We start from the raw sequence: 1,087 nt of genomic DNA on the forward strand, positions 1-1,087 counted from the left end.
CTAGGTCCTGTCTGGAGTTTGATCATGAGTGTGGTGCGATGCTGCGGAGCCAGAGCATCGCACCACACAGGTGGAGTCCGGCCTCGTAGCTCTGCGGGGTCTTGTCGAAGCGGGTCGCTATGCCGCGCCAGTTCCGCAGGCGGTTGATGCACCGCTCCACGGTGTTGCGCTCGGTGTACAAGTCCGCGTCGTGGCTGACGGGGCGGCCGCCGCGCGAGCCGCGCTTCTTGCGGTTGGCGGCCTGGTCCACCTTCTCCGGGATCACCCCGCGGATCCCGCGTCCTCGCAGGTAGTGGCGGTTTCGGCGGGAGGAGTACGCCTTGTCGGCGGCCACCGCGTCCGGCCGGGTCCTTGGGCGTCCGACCGGCCCGCGCACCTTGATCCGCTCCAGGACCGGGACGAACTGCGGGCTGTCGCCGGCCTGTCCGGGTGTGAGGACGAACGCGAGCGGGCGGCAGCGCCGGTCGGCCGCCAGATGGATCTTGCTGGTCAGCCCGCCCCGGGAACGCCCCAGTTCAGCAGCCTTTAAGCGGGCGCGGTGCCGTCGGCGGGTCCGACGTCGTTCAGCGCGGCCGTCGGCGCCGGATTGTCCCTCTTGCGGCTCTTGTTCCTTCGAGGTGCCCCCTTTTCGGCCTCGACGGCCGCCTCCAGGGCCGCCAACTGCTCCGCATCGAGGATCATCCCGGCGGCGTGGTGGTGGGCCCGGGACGTCGCGGAGTCCACGCTGACCAGGCCCATGTCAGTCTCGCCGCAGGCAGCTGCCTCGGCAATCACCGCCTCCATCAGCTGCTGGAAGGCTCCCTGCCCCACCCAGATGCGGAACCGGTCGTAGGCGCTCTGCCAGGGCCCGAACTCACTCGGTAGGTCGCGCCAGGGGCTGCCGGTGCGGAAGCGCCACATCACCGCATTGAAGTGTTTCCGCAGGTCAGGGATGGGCCCGACCGCGGCGATCGGGAGGTGGGGCTCGATCAGGGCCCACTGCTCGTCGGTGAGATCGCCTCGCGCCATGACTGACGATCTATCAAGGCCGGGCCCCGACGCGCAGGCGATCTACCGAACTGGTGGTCCGAACTCCAGACAGGGCCTA

1 pseudogene is annotated in these 1,087 nt (G+C 69.5%); it reads right to left on the reverse strand.

The annotated features are described in order from the left end of the window. Window positions 1–22: 22 nt before the first annotated feature. Window positions 23–1,008 (reverse strand): annotated as a pseudogene (locus tag ABD259_RS25620) (IS5 family transposase). Window positions 1,009–1,087: the final 79 nt, after the last annotated feature.

Source organism: Nocardiopsis rhodophaea (assembly GCF_039530945.1).
GTDB lineage: Bacteria > Actinomycetota > Actinomycetes > Streptosporangiales > Streptosporangiaceae > Nocardiopsis_C > Nocardiopsis_C rhodophaea.